General features: G+C 74.6%; 21 protein-coding genes. 13 read left to right on the top strand and 8 right to left on the bottom strand.

Going from position 1 to position 23,521, the window contains the following annotated elements:
• Nucleotides 1-27: 27 nt before the first annotated feature.
• Nucleotides 28-2,469 (bottom strand): MMPL family transporter, encoded by a 2,442-nt coding sequence (locus tag IR170_RS06205; protein WP_193661686.1) that lies wholly within the window; start codon nt 2,467-2,469, stop codon nt 28-30.
• 86 nt (nt 2,470-2,555) lie between these two features.
• Nucleotides 2,556-3,200, bottom strand: coding sequence for a TetR/AcrR family transcriptional regulator (locus IR170_RS06200; protein ID WP_227488767.1), 645 nt, complete (start codon nt 3,198-3,200; stop codon nt 2,556-2,558).
• A gap of 158 nt (nt 3,201-3,358) precedes the next feature.
• Here IR170_RS06200 and IR170_RS06195 point away from each other — a divergent pair, with 158 nt between their 5' ends.
• The gene (locus IR170_RS06195) at nt 3,359-4,696 is read left to right on the top strand and encodes an NAD-dependent malic enzyme (protein ID WP_193662073.1); all 1,338 of its coding nucleotides are present in this window, start codon (nt 3,359-3,361) and stop codon (nt 4,694-4,696) included.
• Nucleotides 4,697-4,725: 29 nt separating this feature from the next.
• Here IR170_RS06195 and IR170_RS06190 read toward each other — a convergent pair whose 3' ends face one another.
• On the bottom strand, nt 4,726-5,577 hold the full coding sequence (locus IR170_RS06190; RefSeq protein ID WP_193661684.1) for a hypothetical protein: 852 nt from the start codon (nt 5,575-5,577) through the stop codon (nt 4,726-4,728).
• Between the two features lie 144 nt (nt 5,578-5,721).
• On the opposite strand from IR170_RS06190, the gene IR170_RS06185 reads away from it, so the two are divergent.
• Nucleotides 5,722-6,831, top strand: coding sequence for an alkaline phosphatase family protein (locus IR170_RS06185; RefSeq protein ID WP_193661683.1), 1,110 nt, complete (start codon nt 5,722-5,724; stop codon nt 6,829-6,831).
• A gap of 24 nt (nt 6,832-6,855) precedes the next feature.
• On the opposite strand, the gene ppgK is transcribed toward IR170_RS06185, so the two are convergent.
• On the bottom strand, nt 6,856-7,608 hold the full coding sequence (gene ppgK / locus IR170_RS06180) for a polyphosphate--glucose phosphotransferase (RefSeq protein WP_406603372.1): 753 nt from the start codon (nt 7,606-7,608) through the stop codon (nt 6,856-6,858).
• A gap of 145 nt (nt 7,609-7,753) precedes the next feature.
• Here ppgK and IR170_RS06175 point away from each other — a divergent pair, with 145 nt between their 5' ends.
• Nucleotides 7,754-9,253 carry a fatty acid desaturase gene (locus IR170_RS06175; protein WP_193661681.1) on the top strand — a complete coding sequence of 500 codons (1,500 nt, stop codon included), beginning with the start codon at nt 7,754-7,756 and terminating at the stop codon, nt 9,251-9,253.
• Nucleotides 9,254-9,345: 92 nt separating this feature from the next.
• Entirely contained in the window at nt 9,346-9,966 is a 621-nt protein-coding gene (locus IR170_RS06170) for a TetR/AcrR family transcriptional regulator (RefSeq protein WP_193661680.1), read from the top strand.
• A 128-nt stretch (nt 9,967-10,094) separates the two neighbouring features.
• On the opposite strand, the gene IR170_RS06165 is transcribed toward IR170_RS06170, so the two are convergent.
• Nucleotides 10,095-10,949, bottom strand: a complete 855-nt coding sequence (locus tag IR170_RS06165; protein ID WP_193661679.1) for a GTP-binding protein LepA — start codon at nt 10,947-10,949, stop codon at nt 10,095-10,097.
• A 197-nt stretch (nt 10,950-11,146) separates the two neighbouring features.
• Here IR170_RS06165 and IR170_RS06160 point away from each other — a divergent pair, with 197 nt between their 5' ends.
• The gene (locus IR170_RS06160) at nt 11,147-12,550 is read left to right on the top strand and encodes an MFS transporter (RefSeq protein WP_193661678.1); all 1,404 of its coding nucleotides are present in this window, start codon (nt 11,147-11,149) and stop codon (nt 12,548-12,550) included.
• Nucleotides 12,551-12,780: 230 nt separating this feature from the next.
• Nucleotides 12,781-14,112, top strand: a complete 1,332-nt coding sequence (locus IR170_RS06155; RefSeq protein ID WP_319804925.1) for a M15 family metallopeptidase — start codon at nt 12,781-12,783, stop codon at nt 14,110-14,112.
• Between the two features lie 51 nt (nt 14,113-14,163).
• Here the strand turns inward: IR170_RS06155 and IR170_RS06150 are convergent, their stop codons facing one another.
• Nucleotides 14,164-15,021 (bottom strand): alpha/beta fold hydrolase, encoded by an 858-nt coding sequence (locus tag IR170_RS06150; RefSeq protein ID WP_193661677.1) that lies wholly within the window; start codon nt 15,019-15,021, stop codon nt 14,164-14,166.
• Nucleotides 15,022-15,113: 92 nt separating this feature from the next.
• Between IR170_RS06150 and IR170_RS06145 the strand changes: the two genes are divergently transcribed.
• A complete protein-coding gene (locus tag IR170_RS06145; RefSeq protein ID WP_193661676.1) occupies nt 15,114-16,079 on the top strand; it encodes an NADPH:quinone oxidoreductase family protein in 966 nt (321 codons plus the stop codon).
• Between the two features lie 36 nt (nt 16,080-16,115).
• On the opposite strand, the gene IR170_RS06140 is transcribed toward IR170_RS06145, so the two are convergent.
• Nucleotides 16,116-16,412, bottom strand: coding sequence for a putative quinol monooxygenase (locus tag IR170_RS06140; protein ID WP_056865145.1), 297 nt, complete (start codon nt 16,410-16,412; stop codon nt 16,116-16,118).
• Between the two features lie 375 nt (nt 16,413-16,787).
• On the opposite strand from IR170_RS06140, the gene IR170_RS06135 reads away from it, so the two are divergent.
• The 3 genes from IR170_RS06135 to IR170_RS06125 all read left to right on the top strand — a co-directional run bounded on the left by IR170_RS06135 (nt 16,788) and on the right by IR170_RS06125 (nt 19,530).
• On the top strand, nt 16,788-17,186 hold the full coding sequence (locus IR170_RS06135) for a hypothetical protein (protein ID WP_193661675.1): 399 nt from the start codon (nt 16,788-16,790) through the stop codon (nt 17,184-17,186).
• 78 nt (nt 17,187-17,264) lie between these two features.
• Nucleotides 17,265-19,214 (top strand): M13 family metallopeptidase, encoded by a 1,950-nt coding sequence (locus tag IR170_RS06130; RefSeq protein WP_056865147.1) that lies wholly within the window; start codon nt 17,265-17,267, stop codon nt 19,212-19,214.
• A gap of 7 nt (nt 19,215-19,221) precedes the next feature.
• The gene (locus IR170_RS06125) at nt 19,222-19,530 is read left to right on the top strand and encodes a DUF2470 domain-containing protein (protein WP_235557697.1); all 309 of its coding nucleotides are present in this window, start codon (nt 19,222-19,224) and stop codon (nt 19,528-19,530) included.
• A 58-nt stretch (nt 19,531-19,588) separates the two neighbouring features.
• On the opposite strand, the gene IR170_RS06120 is transcribed toward IR170_RS06125, so the two are convergent.
• Nucleotides 19,589-20,098 carry a hypothetical protein gene (locus tag IR170_RS06120; protein ID WP_193661674.1) on the bottom strand — a complete coding sequence of 170 codons (510 nt, stop codon included), beginning with the start codon at nt 20,096-20,098 and terminating at the stop codon, nt 19,589-19,591.
• Nucleotides 20,099-20,142: 44 nt separating this feature from the next.
• Between IR170_RS06120 and IR170_RS06115 the strand changes: the two genes are divergently transcribed.
• The 3 genes from IR170_RS06115 (at nt 20,143) to IR170_RS06105 (ending at nt 23,457) form a co-directional block, all read left to right on the top strand.
• The gene (locus tag IR170_RS06115) at nt 20,143-20,331 is read left to right on the top strand and encodes a hypothetical protein (protein ID WP_193661673.1); all 189 of its coding nucleotides are present in this window, start codon (nt 20,143-20,145) and stop codon (nt 20,329-20,331) included.
• A 91-nt stretch (nt 20,332-20,422) separates the two neighbouring features.
• Complete coding sequence (locus IR170_RS06110) at nt 20,423-22,528, top strand: RecQ family ATP-dependent DNA helicase (protein ID WP_056865150.1); 2,106 nt, start codon at nt 20,423-20,425, stop codon at nt 22,526-22,528.
• Nucleotides 22,529-22,809: 281 nt separating this feature from the next.
• Nucleotides 22,810-23,457, top strand: a complete 648-nt coding sequence (locus tag IR170_RS06105) for a hypothetical protein (protein WP_193661672.1) — start codon at nt 22,810-22,812, stop codon at nt 23,455-23,457.
• Nucleotides 23,458-23,521 lie beyond the last annotated feature (64 nt).

Here is a 23,521-nt window from a genome sequence, read left to right as displayed (position 1 = left end):
GGGCCCGTCGTACGCCGGGCGCTGCGGTCAGGAGCGGGTGCGCTCCTCCTCGGAGCGGTCCGCGGCGAGGTGGCCGCGGGCCGCGTGGGCGCCACCGTGGTGGGCGGCGTCCTCGGTGTCGGCGACGGCGCCCGCGTGGGCCCCGCCGGCCGCGACGCCGGCCGGGCGGCCGAGCTTCTCGCCCTCGACGTCGACGTCGGGCAGGATGCGGTCGAGCCAGCGCGGCAGCCACCAGGCCTTCTCGCCGAGCAGGTAGAGCAGCGCGGGCACGAGCACCATGCGCACGACGAAGGCGTCGAAGACGATGGCGATGGCCAGCGCGAAGCCCATGGACTTGATGATCGGGTCGTCCTCGAGCATGAAGCCGGCGAAGACGGCGGTCATGATCGTGGCGGCGGCGGTGACGACGCGGGCGCTGTTGCGGAAGCCGTCGACCACGGCCTCGCGGGTCGTCATGCCGTGCACGTGGGCCTCGCGCATGCGGGTCACCAGGAAGACCTGGTAGTCCATCGCCAGGCCGAAGACCACCCCGATGAGGAAGATCGGGATGAAGCTGACGATCGGCTGGCCCTCGAAGATGCCGAAGGCGCCCTCCTGGAAGATCGCGACGGTGGCGCCCAGGGTGGCCAGCACCGAGAGCAGGAAGCCCAGCGTGGCGGTGAGCGGCACGAGGATCGAGCGGAAGACGATCATCAGCAGGATGAAGGCCAGCCCGATCACGATGACCAGGTAGATCGGCAGGGCGTCGGCCAGCCGGTCGGAGACGTCGGTGGTGATGGCGGTCAGGCCGGTGACGCCGGTGGTGGTGCCGGTGGAGGCCTCGATGTCGGACTGCCCGTCGCGCAGGGCGGTGAGCAGGTCCTGGGTGTCGGGGTCGTCGGGGCCGGAGGCCGGGGTGATCTGCACGAGCGCGCCGGTGGGCGCCGACGCCGGGTCGGCGGGGTCGGCCGTCGGGTCGGCGTTGGTGGCGACGATCTGGGCGTTGACCACGTCGTCCTGGCCCGCGGCCCAGGCCGCGACCTCGCCGAAGGCGGCGTTGCGGTCGGCGGCGGCCACGTCGCGGGCGTCGACCACGACGAGCAGCGGTCCCTCGCGGCCGGCGCCGAAGGCCTCGGCCATCAGGTCGGAGGCCTGGCGCTGGGTGGTGTCGGTGGAGGCCGTGGAGTCGGTGGGGAAGGCCAGGCGCAGGTCCTTGAGCGGGATCGCCAGGGCGCCCAGGGCGACCACGACGAGCAGCACGAAGGCGACGGGTCGCTTGCCGAGCACGCGCGCCCAGCGCACGCCGTTGTTGAGCAGGCGCCCGTCGGCCTCGCGCTTCGGGGCGTAGCGGCGCACGCGGCCGCCGAAGGACTTCGACTTCAGCATGCCGAGCACGGCGGGGAGCAGGGTCAGCGCGATGAGCACGGCGATGAAGACCGTGGCGGCGGCGGCGACGCCCATGGCGGTGAGGAACGGGATCCGCACGACCGAGAGCGCCGAGAGCGCGATGAGCACGGTCAGGCCGGCGAAGACCACCGCGGAGCCCGCGGTGCCGACGGCGCGGCCGGCGGCCTCCTGCCGGTCGTCGGTGTGCTCGAGCTCGGTGCGGTAGCGGGCAAGGATGAAGAGCGTGTAGTCGATGCCGACGGCCAGGCCGATCATCACCGCGAGCACGGGGGTGAAGGAGCTGACGTCGACCAGGGCGGTGGCGGCGGTGATGCCGAGGCTGCCGATGGCCACGCCCACGAGGGCGATGAGGATGGGCAGGCCCGCGGCCACGAGCGAGCCGAAGGTCAGCAGCAGCACGACCAGGGCGATGCCGACGCCGATCAGCTCGGCGGTGCCGCCCGGGGCGGTCTGGGTCTGCGAGCCGGCGCCGTTGGCCTCGACCACCAGGCCGCCGTCACGGGCGTCGTCCATGACCGACGTGAGGTCGTCGATGGTGGTGGGCTCGACGTCGGCGACGGTGTCGACGTCCCAGGCGAAGGTGATGAGTCCGACGCGGCCGTCGGAGGACAGCGGCGAGACGGCGGCGGCGTCGGCGCGCGCGGCGTCGACGTCGCCCCCGGACTGGCGCGCCTGCTGCACCAGCTGCTGCTCCTGGCCGGCGGCCACCTGCACCGGGTTGCCGAGGCCGGGGTTGGTGGCCTGCGGGTCCTCGGGCAGCTGCGGCAGCCCCGACAGCGCGGCGACGAGGTCGTCCACGGCGCCCGACCACTGCGGGTCGCTGAGGCTCTCGCCCTCGGGCGCGGCGACGACCACGGTCACGTTGGCCTGGTCGAAGGCGTCGGTGGCGCCGGGGAAGAGCTCGGCCTGCAGGTCGGCGGCCTGCTCCGAGGGGATCCCGGGGATCGAGAAGGAGTCGGAGGTGGGCTTGGCGAAGCCGGCCGCCAGCGCGCCGATGGCGAGCAGCACGGCGACCCAGCCGGCGATGAAGAGCGGCCAGCGGCGGAAGGCCGTCGTGCCGAGGCGGTGGAGCAGGGTGGCCATCGAGGTCTCCTGGTCGGGGTGGGGAAGGGACGAGCGGGTCAGGGGTACGCCGCAGGGGCGGGGACGCCGGCCGGCCGGCGCCGTGGTCAGGCGAGGAGCGCCCGCGCGGTCGCGAGGTGGTCGCTGAAGACGTCGGCCAGGGGCCGGTCGGGCACGTCGGGCGCGCCGTCCTCGTCGGACCCGTCGGTCCCGCGGGCGCCGCGGCCCTCGGCGGAGGGGTCGAGCACGAGGGAGGAGTCGAAGACCGCGACCAGCAGTCGCATCAGCAGCCGGGCCCGCGCCCGGCCGAAGTCGGCGCCCTCGCGGGCCAGGATGTGCTCGACGAGGGCCTCGGAGAAGGCCTCGAAGCGCTCGTGGGCGGTGACGATCAGCCGCGGGTTGGCGAAGAAGACCCGCTGGCTCAGCTCGAGCTGCTCGCGGCTGAGGCCCTCGTCGGTGAAGATCACACGGGCCAGCTCGCCGAGGTCGTCGACCAGGTCGCCGTGGGGGCCGCCGGCCTCGAAGGTGGCCAGCGCCGAGGCGGAGAGCACCGGCATGTTGCCGAGCACGGCGTCGAGCTTGCTCGGGAAGTAGTTGAAGAGGGTGCGGCGCGAGACCTCGGCGGCCTCGGCGAGGTCGTCCATGGTGAAGCCGTCGAGCCCGTGCGCCTCGGTCAGCTGCTGGGCGCAGTGGTTGATGTGGTGCTCGGTGCGTCGACGCTTCGACGCCCGCAGCGTTGCACTCTCGAACATGGAGTGCATTCTTGCACTATTAGCCAAGAAGTGCAGAAAGGTGACGACGGTCACTTCTGGTCGTTGCGGCCGCAGGTGACTTGCTGGTAACCCCGTGCCGGGTCGACAGTGACCCCGTGACCTCCCGTGCCGCCACCACGTCGTCGTACTCGATCACCATGCGCCTGCACACGGCGCCCGACCACGGGGTGGTCGGAGCGGTCGCCACCGCGATCGCCCAGGCCGGCGGCATCGTCATGGCCGTCGACGTCGCCGAGTCGAGCCACGAGCGCCTGGTCGTCGACGTGACCTGCTCCGCGGGCGACGCCGACCACGCCAAGCTGCTCGAGCAGGCCGTCGACGCCGTCGACGGCGTCACGGTGCACAAGACCAGCGACCGCACCTTCCTGCTGCACATCGGCGGCAAGATCGAGGTCCGCTCGAAGGTCCCGATGCGCAACCGCGACGACCTCTCCATGGCCTACACCCCCGGGGTGGGCCGCGTCAGCATGGCCATCGCCGAGCACCCCGAGGACGTCTGGCGCCTGACCACCAAGGGCAACACCGTCGCCGTGGTCACCGACGGCTCGGCCGTGCTGGGTCTCGGCAACATCGGCCCCGGCGCCGCCATGCCGGTGATGGAGGGCAAGGCGGCGCTCTTCAAGCGCTTCGCCGACATCGACGCCTGGCCCATCTGCCTCGACACCCAGGACACCGACGAGATCGTGCGCGCGGTCGAGATGATCGCCCCCGGCTTCGGTGGCATCAACCTCGAGGACATCGCCGCCCCCCGCTGCTTCGAGATCGAGCGCCGCCTGCGCGCCAGCCTCGACATCCCCGTCTTCCACGACGACCAGCACGGCACCGCCATCGTCGTGCTCGCCGCCCTCACCAACGCGCTGCGCGTGGTGAAGAAGCGGCTCGCCGACGTGCGCATCGTCGTCTCGGGCGCCGGCGCCGCCGGCACGGCGATCGTCACGCTGCTGCTCGCCGCGGGCGCCGTCGACGTGGTCGTGTGGGACCGCGAGGGCTGCCTGTCGCGCGACGACGACGCGCTGCCGCCGGCCAAGCACGAGCTGGCCCAGGTCACCAACCCGCGCCTGGTGCGCGGCGACCTGCACGACGGGCTCACCGGCGCCGACGTCTTCATCGGCGTCAGCGGCCCCAACCTGCTCGACCCGCTGTGGATCAAGGACATGGCCGACGACGCCGTCGTCTTCGCCCTGGCCAACCCCGACCCCGAGGTCGACCCCGCCGAGGCGGAGAAGTACGCCGCCGTCGTCGCCTCCGGCCGCTCCGACTACCCCAACCAGATCAACAACGTGCTGGCCTTCCCCGGCGTCTTCCGCGGCCTGCTCGACGCGCGCGCCTCCGACGTCACCCTCGACATGCTGCTGCGCGCCGCCGAGGCGATCGCGCTCGTGGTCAAGGACGAGGAGCTCAACCCCAACTTCATCATCCCCACCGTCTTCCACCCCGACGTGCCCAAGGCCGTCGCCGACGCGATCCGCGGCTGACCCCGCGGCTGGCCCCGCTGCCGGGCGCCTCAGTCGGGGCGCACGGCCAGCTCGTCGACGGGGCGGATCTCGACGACCTCCTCGAAGGCGGCCTCCACCGCGGTGGTCGAGCCGCTCTCCACGGTGACGGCGTAGGGGTAGCCCTGCAGCATGAGCGTGCGTGAGCTGCGCCGGTCGCCGGCCTCGTCGAGCCAGACCCAGGCGGCGTCCTGGCCGTCGTAGCCCGGCACCTCGGTGCGGTTCTCCCGGCCGTGGCGCTGGTCGAAGAAGCGCAGGGCGGCGCGCTGGCCGGTCAGCTCGTTGTAGGTGACCACGACCGGGAGGTCGTCGACGACCACGTCGCACTGCCACATGGTGGGGCGGTTGAACTGCGGGTTGCGGAGCAGGAAGTCGCGGCAGGTCTGCTCGTCGGGGCGGAACGACGGGAACACCCACTCCAGGCCCTCGACGCCGGTGGGCAGCTCGCACCCGGCGTCGGTGACCCGGCCGTCCCAGCAGGTCTCGGTGGCGGCGGCGAGGGCCTCGCCGCGCTCGCCGGAGACCGCCCGCTGCACGATCAGGCCGGCGGTGGCCAGCAGCACGACGAGCGGCACCACCACCGAGACCACGCCCCAGGCGCCCGTGGGGGAGGCCGCCAGCGGGGGCGGCTCGCCGACGAGCGGGTCCTCGCCGACGAGCGGGTCCTCGCCGTCGGGGGCGGACCCGTCGCCCGTCACGTCGTGCCCGTCGGCCTCCGACCCGCCGGCGGTGCTCGCGGTGCCGGTGGGCGGGCGGACGGTGCCGGGGCGGGGCGTGCCGCAGTTGAGGCAGTACCGCGAGGCGCCGAGCTCCTCGCCGCAGGTGGCGCACTCGGCGCCCGGCTGCGCCTGGGTCTGCGGCATGGGGCCTCCTGTCGTCTGCGCGCCATTGTGACCGACGACCCTGGCGCACGTCCGGAGAAGGTGCAGGTCGACCGCGGCCCGGTGCTCGCGGAGTCTGCGCCGTCCCGGGGACCCGGGCGGCCGAGCGGGCGTAGGGTCGCCGGCATGACGCCCCGGCCCACCGCGCCGTCCCCCTCCGCCGCACCCCCCTCGGGTCGGCGTCGCAGCACGGCCGCGGCGCTCGCGGCGACTCTCGCGGTCGGGACCCTCGCGTCCTGCGCCACCGGCGGCGCGCCCGACCGCGAGCGCGCCACGGCCCGTGTCGTCGCGGCCGGCACGGCCCCGACCTCCGCCAGCACGGCCCCGGTGGCGGGTGACGGCACCGCCCGGGTGCTCGCGGTCTCCCTCGACGGCTTCAACGTCGCCGCCCTCGACCGGCTCGGTCGCGACCGGACGCCGGTGCTGCACCGGCTGCTGCGCGAGGGCGCGGCCACCACCCACGCCCGCACCGAGCGGGAGCTGACCGACACCCTGCCCAACCACACCGGCATGCTCACCGGGCTGCGGGTCGACGCCGACCGCGGCGGCCACGGCGTGACGTGGAACGTCGAGCGCCCCGGCACGACCGTGCAGGAGGCGGCGGGGCGCCCGGTCGGCTCGGTCCTCAGCGCCGCCCACGACGCGGGCCTCACCACGGCGCTCTTCGCGGGCAAGGCGAAGTTCCGCCTCTTCGACGACTCCTGGCCCGGCGCGGTCGACACCTTCGTGCTCGACGAGCGGCCGCGCTCGCTCGTGGCGCGGGCGGCGGCCGACCTCGCCGAGACCGACCGCGACCTGACCTTCGTCCACGTCGCCCTGCCCGACCTGGTGGGCCACGCGGAGGGCTTCATGGGTCCGGCCTACCTCGACGCGGTGGTGCGCACCGACCGTCTCGTCGGGCGGCTCCTGGCCGCGCTGGCCGCCGATCCCGAGGACGCCGCCGAGGTGAGGGTCGTGCTCACCGCCGACCACGGCGGTCGCGGCCCGGGGCACTCCGACCCCACGAGGTTCGTCGACTACCGGGTGCCCTTCCTGGTGTGGGGCCCCGGCGTCGCCGCGGGCGACCTCTACGCGCTCAACCCCGACTACCGCGACCCCGGCCGCAGCCGTCCGTCGTACGACGGGGCGCAGCCCGTGCGCAACGGCGACCTGGCCAACGTCGCCCTCGACCTGCTGGGTCTGCCGGCGTTGGCCGGCAGCCTCCTCGACGCCGAGCAGGACCTCGACTGGGAGTGACCCCGCACCGCACGCGCGGGTCGCTCAGCGGGGGAGGGAGGCCCACCAGGCCGCGCCGACGACGCCGGCGCGGTTGCGCAGCCGGGCCGGGACGATCTCGGTGTCGAGGTCGAGCAGCGGCAGGAACTCCTCCGAGCGCTTGCTGATGCCGCCGCCGACCACGATGAGCTCGGGGGAGAAGAGCCGCTCCAGCGTGCGGTAGTAGCGGGTCAGGCGCTGCGCCCACTGCTCCATGGAGAGGTCCTCGGCCTCGCGCACGCTGTTGGCCGCGCGCGACTCGGCGTCGTGGCCGTCGACCTCGAGGTGGCCGAGCTCGGCGTTGGGCACGAGCACGCCGTCGTGGACCAGCGCGGAGCCGATGCCGGTGCCGAGGGTGGTCACGATGACCAGGCCGCTGCGGTCGCGGGCGGCGCCGTACCTCACCTCGGCCAGGCCGGCGGCGTCGGCGTCGTTGACCACGTGCACCTCGCGACCGGTGGCCGCGGTGAAGAGGGCGTCGGCGTCGGTGCCGATCCAGGAGTCGTGGATGTTGGCGGCCGAGCCGACCACGCCGCGCCGCACGACCCCGGGCACGGTGACCCCGATGGGTGCGTCGGAGGGCTCGAACTGCGCGAGCAGGTCGACGAAGACGGCGGCGACGGCCTCGGGGGTGGCGGGCCGGGGGGTCTTGATCCGCACGCGCTCGGCGGCGAACTCCCCGCGCGCGGTGTCGACGGGGGCGCCCTTGATGCCCGTGCCGCCGAAGTCGATGCCGAAGGGGTGCTGGTCGTGGCTCACCGGGCTCATTGTGCCGGGCGCGGCCTCCCGGGCGCCGACGGACCCCGCCCGCTTTACATCGCACAGCCTCTTGTCAAGCGGCTTGACAATCCCTAGGGTTCTGTCAACCCGATGTCGTGATCGGGGTCACCCCCTGGAGGACGCGATGCCCACGAACCCCCGCACGAGCCCGCCCGCACCCGGCACCCCCGAGTCGATCCCGCACAGCACGGTGTCGGCCGCGTCGACCGAGCAGTGGAAGGACGGCAAGCGCTACCTGTGGCTGATCGGCCTCGTCGTGCCGTCGCTGGCCTTCGTCGCGCTCGGAGGATGGGCGGCGACCGGGTGGGGCGTGTGGCTGTGGATCGGCCCGATCATCGTGCTCGGGCTCGTGCCGGCGATCGACCTCGTCGCCGGGCTCGACCGCACCAACCCGCCCGACGACGCGATCGAGGCGCTGGAGAAGGACCGCTACTACCGCTGGATCACCTACCTCTTCCTGCCCATCCAGTACCTCGGGTTCGTGGCGGCCTTCTACGTCATCGCCCGCGGCGCCCCCTTCGGCCTCGGCGAGCTCGGCACGATCGGGGAGGTGGGGCTGGCGATCACCATCGGCACAATCGGCGGCATCGGCATCAACACCGCCCACGAGCTCGGCCACAAGCGCGAGGAGAACGAGCGCTGGCTCTCCAAGGTCGCGCTGGCCCAGAGCTTCTACGGCCACTTCTACATCGAGCACAACCGCGGCCACCACGTGCGCGTCGCGACCCCGGAGGACCCCGCTTCCTCGCGGCTCGGGGAGAGCTTCTACGCCTTCTGGCCGCGCACCGTCTCCGGCGGCGTGCGCAGCGCCTGGAGCCTGGAGCGGAAGCGCTACGCCCGCAAGCAGCAGCACCCCTTCCGGCCCGGCAACGACGTGCTCAACGCCTGGGTGATGTCGCTGGTGCTGTGGGGCGCCCTCGTCGCGTGGCTGGGCTGGTCGATCCTGCCGCTGCTCGTGCTCCAGGCCGTCGTCGGCTTCTCGCTGCTCGAGGTCGTCAACTACATGGAGCACTACGGCATGCTGCGCCAGAAGGTCGGCGCCCGGCAGCGCTACGAGCGCGTCGACCCCTCGCACTCGTGGAACTCCAACAACATCGCCACCAACGTGCTGCTCTACCACCTGCAGCGCCACAGCGACCACCACGCCAACCCGACGCGGCGCTACCAGACCCTGCGCGACTTCGAGGAGAGCCCGGTGCTGCCGACGGGCTACGCCGGGATGATCGTCCTCGCCCTCGTGCCGCCGCTCTTCCGCCGGGTCATGGACCCCCGCGTCCTGGCCCACTTCGACGGCGACGTCACCCGCGCCAACGTGCACCCCTCGAAGCGCGAGCGCTACCTGGCCCGCTACCCCTCCGCCGCCGCCCGCGCCGAGCAGGCGGCCACCGCGGCGGCGCTCACCGGCGGGGCGGTCGACGCGATGCCCGGCGCGGTCGCCGAGGAGGTGCTCGCCGCCCGCTGCCCCGGCTGCGGCCACACCTACGAGGTCGAGAAGGGCAACGAGCTGGAGGGCTTCGCCGCCGGCACGGCCTGGGCCGACATCCCCGACGACTGGTGCTGCCCCGACTGCGGCGTGCGCGAGAAGGTCGACTTCGTGCCGCTGTCCACCGCCGAGGCGGCCTGAGCCTCCCCGCCGGCGCGTCCGCCTCCGCCGACCCGGTCCCCCCGGTCGGGTCGGTCCGGGAGCCGCTGGTGGGCCTTCCTAGACTGACCGGCATGGAGTCCTCGGGCGCGCGGGTGGGGTCGGCGGGCGACGCGGGCCCGGTGCGGCGTACGGCGGGCAGCACGCGCGACCGCGTGGTCGAGGCCGCGGTCGAGCTCACCGCGGAGGTGGGCTGGTCGCGGGTCACCATGGCCCGGCTGGCCGACCGGGTGGGTGTGAGCCGGCAGACGGTCTACAACGAGGTCGGCACCAAGCCGGGCCTGGCCGAGGCGATGATCCTGCGCGAGCTCGAGCACTTCCTCGCGCTGGTGTCCTCCGCCTTCGACGACCACCCCGAGGACCTGGTGGCCGCGATCCACGACTCGGCGTTGCTGGTGCTGCGCAACGCCCACGGCAACCCCCTGCTGCACGCGGTCGTCTCGGCCACCCACGGCGCCGACACCGAGCTGCTGCCGCTGCTCACCACCCACGCCGAGTCGCTGCTCGCCGTGGCCAAGACCGTGGTCGGCGAGCGGCTGCCGCCCTACGGTCTCGACCTGCCCGGCGAGCGCCTCGACGCCGCGATCGACATGGTCGTGCGGCTGGTGCTGAGCCACGTCATGCAGCCCACCGCGACCCCCGAGGCCTCCGCCGACGCCATCGCCTGGGTCTCCGCCCGGGTGCTGCGGCCCTAGCCGCACCGGGCGGGCGCGTCGCCGGCCCTTCGCGGGTGCGACGGGCCGGGTGGGACGTCATGCGAAGGGTGGATGCGCATCCACGGTCCGCATGACGTCCGCACGAGGCGGGTCGTGGACGGGTGGGGTCAGGCGGCGCGGTCGCGGGCGAGCTCGACGGCGTCGCGGAAGGCCCGGGCGACGTAGCCCGGCACGGCCAGGCCGTCGCGGTGGGCCCACAGCAGCTCGGTCTCGACGCGGGCCACCTGGATGGCGAAGTCGTCGGGCGCGTCGGCTACGCCGAGGGAGCCCATGACGGCGCCGAAGTCGCCGCGCTGGGCCGCGTCGTTGGCGCCGACCGGGGCGAAGGAGAGCGTGCGCAGGCGGCGCACCAGCCAGCGCTGCCACGGCGCCAGCGCCGACCACAGGTCGCGTGCGGAGAGCTGGTAGAAGGCGTAGTGGCCAGGCTCCTGTCGCCGGATCGGGGCGATCAGGGTCTCGCTGATCGCGTGCTCGCCCATCTCGGCGACCCCGTCGTGGAGCAGGTTGTAGGCCAGCACGGCGGAGCGCTCGGTGGCCATGCCGGTGAGGTAGTAGAGCATCCGGCAGACGTCCTGGAAGGCCGGCAGGTGGGCCAGCGCGCCCAGCACGCGGAGCTTGGCGCCGACCGAGTCGAGGTCGGGCGTCGCCGGTGCCCGGCCGAGCCTGACCTGCAGCTCGTCGAGGATCGCTCCGTGGCGGGTCTCCTGCGGGTGCCAGACGTCGCGGTAGAACACGACGTCGATCTCGGGCGGGTCGGGCAGCATCGTGGTGATCTCGAGGACGTTGCGGTCGACCTCGAGCTCGACGCGCGCCATGTAGTCGAGCACGTGGCCGAAGCGCCGCTCGAGCTCCGCGGGACGGCGCACCGTGAAGTCGACGGTGGCCGGGTCGATCGGCGGGTGCTCCTCACCGAGGCGGGCGACGTGCTCGGCCAGCCGTCGCGGGGTCGAGGTCGTGCGCACGCACCACACCCTAGGACGGGCGCCCCCCGCCCGGGTCGATCCGGGCGGGCGAGCCCGCCCGGCGTGGCGGGCGGGACGTCATGCGCAGGGTGGAGGCGCAGGCACGGTCCGTAGGACGTCCGCGGCGCCGGGGCGGGGGTGGCGCCGGCGGGTCACACGCGGGGGTGCCCCGGGGGGGCAGCCCCTACGGTGGGCCCATGACCGTCGAGCCCGCCGCGGGAGGCGTCGCGCGCAGCAGCCCCGCCGGTCGCCGCGTGGTCGCGGCGGCGGTGCTCGGCTCGGGCCTGACCATGCTCGACGGCACCGTGGTCAACGTGGCGCTGCGCTCGATCGGGGAGGACCTCGACGCCAGCCTGGCCCAGCTGCAGTGGGTCACCAACGGCTACCTCCTCGCCCTGGCCAGCCTGATCCTGCTCGGCGGCTCGCTCGGTGACCGGCTGGGGCGGCGCCGCGTCTTCGTGGCCGGCACGATCGGCTTCGCGCTGGCCAGCCTGCTGTGCGGCCTGGCGCCGACCCCCGAGGTGCTGGTCGCCGCCCGCGTCGCCCAGGGGGTCGCCGCGGCCGCGCTCGCCCCCGGCAGCCTGGCCATGATCCAGGGCGCGGTGCGCCCCGCCGACCGCGCGGCCGCCATCGGCACCTGGACCGGTCTCGGCGCGATCGCCGCCGCGGCCGGGCCCTTCGTCGGCGGCCTGCTGGTCGACCACGCCTCGTGGCGGTGGGTGTTCCTGGTCAACCTCCCGCTCGCCGCGGCCACCGTGTGGCTGGCCCGCGGCGTGCCCGAGACCCGCGACCCCCACGCCGCCCCGCGGCTCGACTGGGCCGGGGCGGCCCTGGCCACGCTGGGGCTGGCGGGCGCGACGTACGCGCTGATCGAGTGGGGCCGGCCGCTGGCGCCCGCGGCGGCTGCGGTCGGGGTGGCGGGGCTGGTCGCCTTCGTCGTGGTCGAGCGGCGCGAGCGCTGGCCGATGCTCGAGCCCGGGCTCTTCGCCGACCGCACCTTCGCCGCCGCCAACGCGATGACGCTGCTCGTCTACGGCGCGCTGGGCGCCATGACCTTCTTCCTCACCCTGCAGCTGCAGGTCGTGGGCGGCTACACCGCGCTGCAGGCCGGTCTCGCGAGCCTGCCGCTCACCGTGTGCATGCTGCTGCTGGCCTCCCGCGGCGGGGCCCTCGGCGCCCGCACCGGGCCACGGCTGCCGCTCAGCCTCGGTCCGCTCGTGATGGCCGCGGGCGTGCTGCTGCTGCTCGGCGCGGGGGAGCGGCCCTACGTCGTCGGCGTGCTGCCCGGCATCACCGTCTTCGGCCTCGGCCTGGCGCTGCTCGTCGCGCCGCTCACCGCCACCGTGCTGGCGGCCGCCCCCGACGAGCACGCGGGCGTCGCCAGCGGCGTCTCCAACGCCGTGGCCCGCGCCGGCACGCTGCTCGCCGTGGCCGCGCTGCCGATGGCGGTGGGCCTCGGCGGGGAGGAGTACGCCGACCCCGCCCTCCTCGACCCCGCCTTCGGCCGGGCCATGCTGGCCTGCGCCGGGCTGCTCGTCGCCGGCGGCGTGCTGTCGTGGCTCACCGTGCGCGCCGACGTGCTCCGCGCCCCGGTGCGCTGACCCGGTGCGCTGGCGGCGCTGGGCGTGGCGCCGCTGCGTCTTACTGACCGTTGCGACCACTACCTGACCGTCAGGACGCCCGCCCAGAGGGTGCAACGGTCAGTAAGAGCGGCGGGCGGCCCCCGTCCGGTCGGGCCGCGGTGACGAACACCCGTCGAGGCGCACGACGTGCGGGGATCGTGCCCGCCGTCACAGCACGCCACCTACGCTGGGGCAGGGGAGGGATCGACGTGAGGACGCTGCACCTGGGAGCACCGCTGCGCCACCGGCGCACGGCGGCCGGGCCCGCGCGCCGTCGGGCCGCCGCGGCCGCGCTCGTGGCCCTCGGGCTGCTGCTCGCGGCCTGCGGCCAGGACACCGGTGGCGACCCCGCCGCCGACCCGACGCCGGCCGGCGCCTCGACGACCGCCGAGCCCGGCGGGCCCGGCGGCGACGCGCCCGGCGACGACACCGCCGACGGTGCGGATGACGGTGCGGGCGAGGGCTCCGGTGCGGCGCCCGCGCTCGACCCGGCCTTCGCGGTGGAGGCGCCGGGCCCCCTGGAGGGCCCGCCGCAGTACGCCGACATCCTCGTCGTCGCCCAGGACACCATCGATCCCGAGACCGTGGCCGCGATCGACGACCTCGACGACGTCTCGGTGGAGTCGATGTCCCTGGCCCAGGCCAGCATCGAGGGCAAGGTGCTCAACGTCGCGGTCGTCGACCCCGCGAGCTACCGCGCCTGGACCACCCAGCCCAGCCCGGAGGCCCAGGAGGTCTGGGACCGCGTCGCCGCCGGCGAGGTGGCCGTGGCCTCCGACCTGGAGAAGAAGCTGCCCACCGACGACGACGGCTTCCTGCGGCTGGGCAGCGCGGAGGACTCCGAGGAGGTCCACGTCGGGGCCTTCGCGCCCCAGATCCCCAACGCCGTCGACGCGGTCGTCAACGAGAAGTGGGGGGCTGCGATCGGCGCCAAGCCGGCCAACGCCCTGCTCGTCTCGACCGGCACCACCGCCCCCGACCGGGTGGTGGGGCCGCTGCAGCGGATGCTCCCGGGGCAGACGTCGATCCAGCGCCTCGACGTCGTGGCCACCCTGGGCCTCGACATCGACGCCGCCCAGACCGCCTTCGTCGTCGGCGCCGTCGCCGACGCGGTCGGCACCTTCAACTACACCGTCATCGGCGGCGGTCGCATCGCCCCCGAGCCGTCATGGGTCTCCACCCACATCGTCACCGCCGACGTGCCGATCCTCGGCTCGGTGACCTGCAACAAGGCGATCATCCCGCAGCTCACCGCGGCCCTGCGCGAGGTCGTCGAGCGCGGCCTGGGCGACAAGATCATCCCGGGGCAGTACGGCGGCTGCTACTACCCCCGCTTCATCGCCGGGTCGACCACGCTGTCCAACCACTCCTTCGGCCTGGCCCTCGACTTCAACGTGCCGGGCAACCTGCGCGGCACCGTCGGCGAGATCGACCGCGGGGTCGTCGACATCTTCAAGAAGTGGGGCTTCACCTGGGGCGGCGACTGGAGCTACACCGACCCCATGCACTTCGAGGCCAACCGGATCGTCGACCCGCGCTGAGCCCCGACCGGCCGGTCGCGCCGCGCAGCCCGCTCGGCCTGCTCAGCCCGCTCAGTGGCCGAGCAGCGCCTCGCGCACGGCGGTGGCGGCCATCGCCATGGTGGTGCGGGCCCGGGCGGGGTCCTCGGTGAGGAAGTAGTGGTCGACCCCGGGGGTCACGTCGTGCACGACCGGCACCCCGGCCTCGCGCAGCCGCTGGGCGTAGCGGTCGCCGTCACGGCGCAGCGTGTCGCGCTCGGCGGTCATCACCACCGCCGGGGGCAGCCCGGCCAGGTCGGGGGCCAGCAGGGGCGAGGCGTACGCCGCCGAGCGCGTGGCCGGGTCGGGGAAGTAGACGCGCCGCACCAGCGCGCGCAGCGAGGGCGAGATCATGCCCGCGCCGGTGGGCAGGTCGCTGGCCAGGTCGAGGGCCGGCACGCCGAGCAGCTGCAGGCGCGGGGTGAAGGAGCCGGTGTCGCGGGCCATCAGGCACACCGCCGCGGCCATGCCGCCGCCGGAGGAGAAGCCGCCGACCGACACGGGGTCGCCGCCGTCGGCGACCCACGCGGCCACGTCGTGGCTCTCCTCCTGGGCCACGGGGTAGGTGACGTAGGGGCCGGTGCGGAAGTCGACGTTGAGCACGCGCACGCCGGCGGTGGCGGCGAGGTAGCGGCACCACCAGTCGTCCATCGCGGCGTGGCGCATCAGCCACGCCCCGCCGTGGAGGTGCACGTGCGCGGGGCCCGAGCCGTGCGTGGCCGCGGGCGCGACGTACTCCATGACGCGGACGTCGCCGTGACGCGTCGGCACGCGCAGGCGGGTCGGGGCGGGCAGGTCGGAGCCGGCGAAGCGCAGGTCCTCGCCGTAGCGCACCGTCCAGCGGGCCGTCGCGTGCATGAGCGTGGCCTGGACGCGGTCGGCGAGCCTCATGGGGGTGCTTCGACGCCGCGGGCGTGACGGATGGCACAGCGATGGGCGCGGCGATGGGCGCCGGGGTCGGCGCGGGTGGCTACGGTGCCCCCATGCGCGCAGTCCAGGTCGTCGACGCCACCGGTCCCACCCACCTCGAGATCCGCGACGTCGCCGAGCCGACGCCCGGGCCCGACGACGTGCTGGTGGAGGTGCACACGGTCGGCATCTCCTTCCCCGACCTGCTGCTGAGCCGCGGGGAGTACCAGCTCAAGCCCGAGCCGCCCTTCACCCTCGGCGTCGACTTCGCCGGCGTCGTCGTCTCCGGGCCCGAGGGCTACGAGCCCGGCACCCGGGTGGCCGGCGTCGGGCCCTACGGCGGCGCCGCCGAGCTGGTCGCCAGCCCCGCGATCTTCACCTTCCCCGTGCCCGACGAGGTCTCCTTCGACGAGGCCGCGGCGCTGCCGATGAACTACCTCACCGCGCAGTTCGCCCTCGACGAGCGCGGTGGCCTCCAGGCCGGGGAGACCGTGCTGGTCCACGGCGCCGCCGGCGGGGTCGGCACCGCGACGATCCAGGTGGCCAAGGGCATGGGCGCCCGCACCATCGCGGTGGTCTCGACCGAGGAGAAGGCCGCCGTCGCCCGCACCGCCGGCGCCGACGAGGTCGTGCTGCTCGACGGGTTCAAGGACGCCGTGCAGGATCTCACCGGCGGCGCCGGGGTCGACGTGGTGGTGGACGTCGTCGGCGGCGACGTCTTCACCGACTCCCTGCGCCTGCTCGGCGCCCAGGGCCGCCTGCTCGTGGTCGGCTTCGCCGCCGGCCAGGGCATCCCCCAGGTCAAGGTCAACCGGCTGCTGCTCAACAACACCGACGTCCGCGGCGTCGGCTGGGGCGCCTACGCGATGAGCCGTCCCGGTTACATGCACCAGCAGTGGGAGAAGCTCGCCCCGATGATGGCCTCGGGCGTGGTCAAGCCTCCCGTGAGCGCGACCTACGCCCTCGAGGACTTCGGCCGGGCGCTCGTCGACATGGACGAGCGCCGCACCCTCGGCAAGTCGGTCGTGCGGATGCGCTGAGGCCGCCGCTGTCAGTGGCCGGTGGCCGGTGGCGGGTCAGGCCAGCGGGGTCAGCGGGTGGATGGCCACCTCGCCGACGAGCGCCGCACCGAGCACCTCGAAGGCGCGCGCGATGTGCGCGGTCTGCATGTGGGCGTCGAGGTCGGCCTGGCTGCGCCAGGTCTCGACGGTGACGAAGACACCGGGGGCGGTGGCCGACTCGTAGGCGGTGTAGGCCAGGCAGCCGTCCTCGGCGCGCGTGGCGGTGACCAGCTCGGCCAGCCCGGCCTGCACCGCCTCACGGTGGGCGGGGTCGGTGGGGATGGTGGCGACGACCTGCAGCTCGGAGCTCATGCCCGGACCGTACTCCCGCGCGGCACCGCTCCCGGCGCGTCGCGACCGCGCGTGCCGTCGGGGCGCGGGCGGACGCGGCCCGCGGTCCCGCTGCGGTGTCGTCGGGCCTTCCTCCGCCCGCTGCGGCCGTGCGGGTGTCGGGGTGGCGCAATGGCGCGGTTGGCGCAGCCTTCGGGGGTGGCGGGTCGCGTGGATCGTGCAGACCCCTGCGGTGGGGGTGCCGGGGGAGCGCAATTGCGTCGTTGGGGCAGTCCTCGGGGGTCGCGGGTCGCGTGGATCGTGCAGACCGCTGCGGTGCTGGTGCCGGGGAGCGCCATTGCGTGGTCGGCGCGCGCCACCCGCCGGCACCGGACCGGCCCGCGAGATGATGGCGCCATGACCCACGACGACGGCCACGACCACGCCGCGGACCACCAGCACCACGACCAGCCCCACGACCACGACCAGCCCGGTCCCTTCGCCGACCTGGGCGACGAGGAGCGGATCCGCCGGGCGGGCCACATCATCCTCGACGGCGTCACCGCCGCCGACGCGCAGGGCGTCGACCCCGACGTCGACCCGATGGAGCTGGCCTTCTCCCACCTGCTGGAGATCGAGGCGATCGCGCTGGCCTTCGACGAGGCGGCCGAGGAGGTCGAGCTCGACATCTCGCCGCTGATGGGCGGGGTGATGCTCGTCGTGCGCCGTCTCGTCGCCGAGCTCGCCGTGCGCGAGGGCGTGAGCCAGGAGAGCGTCGTGATGGCCGTGCGCGCCGCGATCGACGACGCGGTCTGACCCGGCCGAGCCCCCCCGGCGGGCACGACCCGCACCGGTCGCGTGCCCGCGGTCGGGGCGCCCGGCTAGGGTCGCTGCGTGAGCATCCTCGACGACGCCCGCGCGGGCATGGACCCTGCCACCCGCCCCCAGGACGACCTCTTCGGCCACGTCAACGGCCGGTGGCTGGAGGAGACCGAGATCCCCTCCGACCGCTCCAGCTGGGGGCCGTTCGTGCAGCTGGCCGACGCGGCCGAGCAGCACGTGCGCACGATCGTGGAAGAGCTGGCCGCGGGCGAGCCCCGCGACGACGACGCCCGCAAGATCGGCGCCCTCTACGCCTCCTTCATGGACACCGAGACCATCGCCGCCCGCGGCACCCGCCCGATCCAGCCGCTGGTCGACGCGGTCGCCGGCCTGCGCGACGTGCGTGACCTGGCCGCCTTCCTGGGCGAGTTCGAGCGGATCGGCGGCCACGGCCTCTTCGGGTCCTACGTCGACACCGACAGCCGCGACTCCGACCGCTACCTCTTCCACCTGGGCCAGGGCGGTCTCGGCCTGCCCGACGAGTCCTACTACCGCGACGAGAAGTTCGCCGAGACCCGCGAGAAGTACGTCGCCTACCTCACCCGCCTGCTCGGCCTGGTCGGTCACGCCGACCCCGCCGGCGCCGCGGCGACCGTGCTGGCGGTCGACACCCGCATCGCCGCCGGCCACTGGGAGCGCGCCGAGACCCGCGACGTGCAGAAGACCTACAACCTGCTCACCCACGACGACCTCCTGGCGCTGTGCCCGGCCTTCGACTGGGACGCCTACGTCACCAACCTCGCCGGCCCCGGCATCGACCAGGCCCTCGTGCTGGCCGAGGTCTGCGTGCGCCAGCCCTCGTTCTTCGAGCACCTCTCCTCGGTGCTGACCGAGGTCGACCTCGACGACTGGCGCCCGTGGCTGCTCACGCACGTGCTGCGCTCGGCCGCGCCGTACCTCACCGACGAGTTCGTGGAGGCCAACTTCGACTTCTACGGTCGCACCCTCAACGGCACGCCCGAGCTGCGGGCGCGCTGGAAGCGCGGCATCGCGCTGGTCGAGGGCGCGATCGGCGAGGCGGTGGGCAAGGAGTACGTCGCACGCCACTTCCCGCCGGCCTCCAAGGCGATGATGGACGACCTGGTCGCCAACCTGCTCGCGGCCTACCGCGAGTCGATCGCGGCGCTGGACTGGATGACCGAGGAGACCAAGGAGCGGGCCTACGAGAAGCTCGCGACCTTCCGGCCCAAGATTGGCTACCCCGACCGCTTCCGCGACTACTCGCGCCTGCAGGTCACCCCCGACGACCTCATGGGCAACGTCGCCGCCACGTCGGCCTTCCAGACCGACCGCGAGCTGGGCAAGCTCGGCGGGCCGGTCGACCGCGACGAGTGGTTCATGCTGCCGCAGACCGTCAACGCCTACTACAACCCCGGCACCAACGAGATCTGCTTCCCCGCGGGCATCCTGCAGAAGCCGTTCTTCAGCCCCGACGCCCACCCGGCGGAGAACTACGGCGGCATCGGCGCGGTCATCGGCCACGAGATCGGCCACGGCTTCGACGACCAGGGCGCGCAGTACGACGGCGCCGGCAACCTCAACGACTGGTGGACCGCCGACGACAAGGCCGCCTTCGAGGTCAAGTCGCAGGCGCTGGTCGAGCAGTACGCCGCCTTCGAGCCGCGCGCCCTGCCGGGTGAGAAGGTCAACGGCTCGCTCACCGTCGGCGAGAACATCGGCGACCTGGGCGGCCTGACCATCGGCCACAAGGCCTACGTCATCTCCACCGGCGGCGCGGCCAGCGTCGAGGACCGCGAGCGGCTCTTCCTCAACTGGGCCTTCGTCTGGCGCACCAAGCGTCGCGTGGAGCAGGAGCGGCAGTACCTCACCATCGACCCGCACTCCCCGCCGGAGTTCCGCGCCAACATCGTGCGCAACCTCGACGAGTTCCACGAGGTCTTCGGCACCCGCGAGGGCGACGGGCTGTGGCTCGACCCCGCCGACCGGGTCAGGATCTGGTGAGCCGGCCGTGACCGCCGGGCCCGGGGCCTCGGACGGCGGCCTCGGCGAGGAGGTCGTCGACGCCGTGCTCGCACACATGAACGACGACCACGCCGAGGACTCGCTGCGGATCGTGCGCGCCCACGGCTACCCCGCGGCCACGTCGGCGGAGATGACCTCGGTCGACGCCCACGGCGGCACCTGGCACGTCGTCGACGCCACGGGGGAGGCCTCGCTGCGGGTGGCCTGGCCCGGCGGCCCGGTCACCGAGCGGGCGCAGCTGCGACGCGAGGTCGTTGCGCTGCACGAGGCCGCCCGGGCCGCCCTGGGCGGCTGAGCCGGAGCGCGGCGGCGTACGACGGCCCGCTGCGGCAGGGCGGCCGGCGGGCTGCGGCTCAGAACGTGCCGGCGCGGAACTCCTGCCACCAGCGGCGCTCGTGCTCGTCGGCGAAGAGCTGCGCGCCGCGGTGCTCGACCTCGGGGTCGAGTCGTCGGGCGAGCGGCTCGAGGTCGCCGACGTAGGACCGCGAGACCGGGAAGACCACCTCACGCCCCTCCGGGTCGGTGCCCCACAGCGTGATCGTCAGGGCGTAGGGCTCGCGCTTGACCCGCACCCGGGTGACGTCGGCGTAGGCGATCCGGTGGGCCACCCGGCCGCCGAGGGTGCGCGTGACCGCGTCGGGACCGACGTGGACCCGGATCCGCAGCAGTCCGCGGGCCAGCAGCAGGGGCCCCACGACGAGGACGAGGGCCATGCCCAGGCCCAGCACGGCCGATCCCACCGACCCGTCGAGGGCGCGCAGCAGCACGAGTGCCGTGGGCACGGCCAGCACCACCGCCCCCGCCATGAGCGACAGGGCCAGGGCCGTGGACCGGGGCAGGGGCGTCCCGAGACCAGGGTTCATGCGGCCACCCTAGGGGCCAGGTAGCCACGGGGTGCCGGACGTTCATGAAGGGTCTCTCGGCTTCCCTCGACAGGTTCGCCGACCTCGTCGGAGAGATCAGTCCCGCGATGAAGTCGGCCACCACGGTGATCTCGGAGTACGTCGTGAAGGGAGCCTCCCTCCCCGTCGACGCCGGCCTCACACTGAGCTTCTCGATGGGCAAGGGGGTCACCGGGGGCGACCACGACCTCTGAGTCGCGGGCCGCGGGCCCGGGGGTGCGCCGGGCGGACGGGCCTGTGGACGGCGGCCCCCGGGCCGTCGGCGGACGCTGGTAGACAGGCCGCATGAGCGCAGCAGCCACCGAGGCCACCCCCGCCGAGGTCCGTCACGAGGCCGAGGCCCACCTGCGCGCCCTGGTCGGCCGCGACGACGCCGTCCTGCGCGAGGACCAGTGGTCGGCCATCGAGGCGCTCGCGGTCCACCGCCGGCGCGCGCTGGTGGTGCAGCGCACCGGTTGGGGCAAGTCGGCGGTCTACTTCGTGTCCACCCTGCTGCTGCGCTCGCGCGGCGCCGGGCCCACGGTGATCGTCAGCCCGCTTCTGGCCCTCATGCGCAACCAGATCGCCGCCGCCGAGCGCGCCGGCATCCGCGCGGTGACCATCAACTCCACCAACATCGGCGACTGGGAGCCGATCCACGACGCGATCAACGCCGGCGAGGTCGACGTCCTGCTCGTCAGCCCCGAGCGGCTCAACAACCCCGGCTTCCGCGACGAGGTGCTTCCCCGGCTGGCCGCCACCGCCGGCCTGCTGGTGGTCGACGAGGCCCACTGCATCTCCGACTGGGGCCACGACTTCCGCCCCGACTACCGCCGCATCCGCACGATGCTCGACGACCTGCCCGAGGGCATCCCGGTGCTCGCCACCACGGCGACGGCCAACGAGCGCGTCACCGAGGACGTCCAGCAGCAGCTGGGCCGCGACGTGCTCGTGCTGCGCGGCTCGCTCGACCGCGAGTCGCTGCGCCTGGGGGTCGTGCGGCTGCCGACCGCCGACCAGCGGCTGGCCTGGCTGGCCGACCACCTCGCCGAGCAGCCCGGGTCGGGCATCGTCTACTGCCTCACCGTGGCGGCCACCCAGGAGATCGCCGACTACCTGCGCTCGCGCGGCCACGAGGTCGCGGCGTACTCCGGGCAGACCGAGCCCACCGAGCGCCAGGCCCTCGAGGGCGACCTGATCGCCGGCAAGGTCAAGGCGCTGGTGGCCACCAGCGCGCTCGGCATGGGCTTCGACGCCACGCTCGGCTTCGTGGTCAACATGGGCGCGCCGTCCTCGCCGGTGTCGTACTACCAGCAGGTCGGCCGCGCCGGGCGCGGCACGAGCGAGGCCACCGTGGTGCTCCTGCCCGCCACCGAGGACCGCGACATCTGGGCCTACTTCGCCTCCCTCGCCTTCCCCCGCGAGGAGCTGGTGCGTCAGACCCTGGAGGTGCTGGCGCAGGAGGGCCGGCCGATCAGCACCGCCGCGCTCGAGCCGCGCGTGGAGCTCAACCGCACCCGCCTGGAGACGATGCTCAAGGTCCTCGACGTCGACGGCGCCGTGCGCCGGGTGCGCGGGGGCTGGGAGTCGACGGGGCAGGAGTGGAGCTACGACGAGGAGCGCTACGCCCGCGTGCGCGAGGCCCGCGAGCGCGAGCAGCGGGCGATGCTGGACTACCTCGACACCGATCGCTGCCGCATGTGGTTCCTGCGCGACCAGCTCGACGACCCGGCCGCCGAGCCCTGCGGTCGCTGCGACAACTGCGGCGGGCTGACCCTGTCGAGCGCGGTGTCGCAGGCTGCGGTGGAGGAGGCCCAGCAGCGCCTGGCCCGGCCCGGCGTGCCGATCGCGCCGCGCAAGATGTGGCCGGTGGGCATGGACCGCCTCGGCGTCGAGCTCAAGGGCAAGATCGCCGCCGCGGCCGAGGAGGGCCGCGCGGTCGCGCGGCTCACCGACCTCGGCTACGGCCAGGCCCTGCGCGAGCTGTTCCGCCCCGAGACCCCCGACGGGCCGGTGCCGGTGCCCCTGGTGCGCGCCGTGGTGGAGGTGCTGGGCGACTGGCGGCCCCCGGTGGACGGCATCGTCGTGGTCGAGTCGGCCACCCGACCGACCCTGACCGCCGACCTCGCCGACGGCCTCTCGCGCTACCTGCAGGTGCCGGTGCTCGGGCGCTGGGCCGTCGTCGACCCCGACGTCGCACCCGGCAAGGGCTCCATGAACTCCGCCCAGCGCGTCGCCGCCGTCGGTCGCCGCAGCGCCCTGGAGGCCGAGCCCGGCGCGCTCGAGGGCCGCTCCGTGCTGCTCGTCGACGACCTCGTCGCCACCGGCTGGAGCCTCACCCTCGCCGCCCGGGCGATCCGCGGCGCCGGCGCCGCCGCCGTCCACCCGCTCACGCTGGCCGCGCAGGCCTAGGCCCGCCCCGGGCCCCCGCCCCAGATCCCTCCCGGGCCGTGGCCCGGGGCGGCGAGCCCGCGTAGTCGTGACCCGCCCGTGACGCCGGGGCACTACCGTCACCGGGCATGACCCCGCGACCCGCCGGCCCCCGCAGGACGAGCCGCGCCCGGCGCCGGGGCGAGGGATCGGCGGGCCGTGGACCGGGGCCGGTCGCCGCGGTGAGGGGGTCGGGCCCCGTCCGCACCGGGCCCGGCGGCGCCTCGCGGAGAGGCTGGTCCGCCGCGATCGCGACCCTGACCGTGGCGCTGACGGCCTGCGGCGGCGGCGCCGGCCCGGCCGACCGGTCCGACGACGAGCGCCCCACCGCCGAGGCGACGACCCCTCGCGCCCTCGCGGCAGCGGTGATCGACCACGTCGGGCGTCCGGCGTCGGCCGCGGCGCCGCTCTTCCGCCGCGACGGCGTGCCGAACGGTGCCCTCGGGGTGGAGGTGGCCTTCCCCGACGACCGCGGGATCAGCACCCACGTCAGGGTCGTGGTCAGCCGGCGTACGGCGGCCTTCGGGCGTTTCACGTGCAACAGCCGGGCCACGCGGTTCGCCACCGGCTGTGAGGAGTCGAGTCCGGGAGGCGTGCGCACCGCGCTCAGCTGGGAGGCGGGCTACCCCGAGGAGGATCCCGGCTCCCTCAGCGTGGCCGGCCTCCACGACGGCTGGACCGTCACGATCAGCAGCCACGGACCGTTCTTCGAGGAGGAGCTCGGCGACGAGCGGGCCCTGGCCGACGGGCTGGTCGACCTCGCGGCCGATCCCGCCGTCGGCTTCCGCACCAGCGCGTCCTACGTCGAGGCCGGCGCGGCGATCGGCGACGACGTGTGGCTCGACTACTACGGGCAGGGCAACGGCTACCCGCCGCCGCCCGGGCTCGAGGACCCCGGCGCCACCGGCTGACCGGCCGCGGGGACCGGCCGACACCGCGGCGACCGGCTTGCGGCCGCCCGGCAGCGGGTGGCAG

It is taken from the genome of Nocardioides kribbensis (assembly GCF_015070375.1).
Lineage (GTDB): Bacteria > Actinomycetota > Actinomycetes > Propionibacteriales > Nocardioidaceae > Nocardioides > Nocardioides kribbensis.
The sequence above is the reverse complement of the archived record's forward strand: the minus strand, read 5'-3'. Positions and strand labels throughout refer to the sequence as shown.